Genomic DNA, 1,465 nt, shown 5'->3' with positions numbered 1-1,465 from the left:
GCGAAGGCGGTGGATCAGTTGAAATTCCTGTGACTGACACACCGCATTCGCGAGCAAGCCCGCTCCCACACAAGCCCGATCACACAGGGGGTTCTGTGTTCAGCTAAAGTAGCCATCCGCGCGCAACAGGGTTTCCAGGCAGTGTTCGGTGATGTGGTAGAACGCCTTCAGCTCCTGGATTTTCTCCAGCAACTGCGCATTGTCCAAAGGCTCCGCTCGCTTCACCGCGAGGATCATCTTGTTCTTGTTGGTGTGATCCAACGAGATGAACTCAAACACCTTGGTCTCATAACCACAGGCTTCCAGAAACAGCGCACGCAAACTGTCGGTGACCATCTCGGCCTGCTGGCCCAGGTGCAAGCCGTATTGCAGCATCGGTTTCAACAGCGCCGGGCTCTGGATCTGCAGGCGGATCTGCTTGTGGCAGCACGGCGAGCACATGATGATCGACGCGCCGGAGCGGATGCCGGTGTGGATCGCATAGTCGGTGGCGATGTCGCAGGCATGCAGGGCGATCATCACGTCCAGTTCGCTGGGCGCCACGCTACGCACGTCACCGCACTTGAACACCAGCCCCGGGTGCTCCAGGCGCGCGGCGGCGGTGTTGCACAAGGTGACCATGTCTTCACGCAGCTCGACGCCCGTCACTTCGCCCTCGGCCTTGAGGGTGTTGCGCAGGTAATCGTGGATGGCGAACGTCAGGTAGCCCTTGCCCGAACCAAAATCCGCCACGCGCACCGGCTGGTCCAGCTTGAGCGGCGAGGTGGTCAGCGCATGGCTGAACACTTCGATGAACTTGTTGATCTGCTTCCACTTGCGCGACATCGACGGAATCAGCGCCTGCTTGGCGTCGGTCACGCCGAGGTCGGCGAGGAATGGCCGGCTGAGGTCGAGGAAGCGGTTCTTCTCGCGGTTGTGCTCGGCGCTCGGCGCCTCGCGCAATTGCTGCGGCTTGCTTTTGAACAGCGAGCTTTTGTTCTTCTTGCTGTATTCCAGCTGGGCTTCGTCAGTCAGCGCCAGCAGGTGCGCGTTCTTGAACTGCGCCGGCAGCAGCGCGGCAATCGTCGCCACGCCCTCGGCCACGGGGAAGTTCTTGGTGATGTCGCGGGTTTTATAGCGATAGACGAAGGACAGGCATGGCTGTTCCTTGACCGTCACCGCCTTGACGATCAGGCGCTGCAACTCGGCTTCGTCACCGACGTACTTGGCCAGCACCAGCTTGATAAAGGCGTTCTGCACAAGGCTGGTGCCGAGCAGTTCGATGAACTGGGCGTGGTGATCGCTGACGGGTTGAGCGGTGACAGACATGAACAAAAACGCCTCGGGCAGGGAATGCCGGGCATTTTAGGGGGGATGGAGCTGGAGGGCACGGGGTTATTTGACTAACGGTAATGGTATTGCCGACACAAAACCCAATGTGGGAGCGGGCTTGCTCGCGAATGCGGTGTGTCAGTCAAAGATATTT

At 59.7% G+C, this 1,465-nt stretch carries 1 protein-coding gene; it reads right to left on the bottom strand.

Features of this window, described 5'->3' with window-relative positions:
• Positions 1-99: 99 nt before the first annotated feature.
• A complete protein-coding gene (locus NUV89_RS29650) occupies positions 100-1,308 on the bottom strand; it encodes an SAM-dependent methyltransferase (RefSeq protein ID WP_257784115.1) in 1,209 nt (402 codons plus the stop codon).
• Positions 1,309-1,465: the final 157 nt, after the last annotated feature.

Origin of the sequence: Pseudomonas sp. 18.1.10 (assembly GCF_024655625.1) — a bacterium.
In the GTDB taxonomy this organism is placed as follows: domain Bacteria; phylum Pseudomonadota; class Gammaproteobacteria; order Pseudomonadales; family Pseudomonadaceae; genus Aquipseudomonas.
Note: the sequence above shows the minus strand (reverse complement) of the source record. Positions and strands in the feature narration are given on the sequence as shown.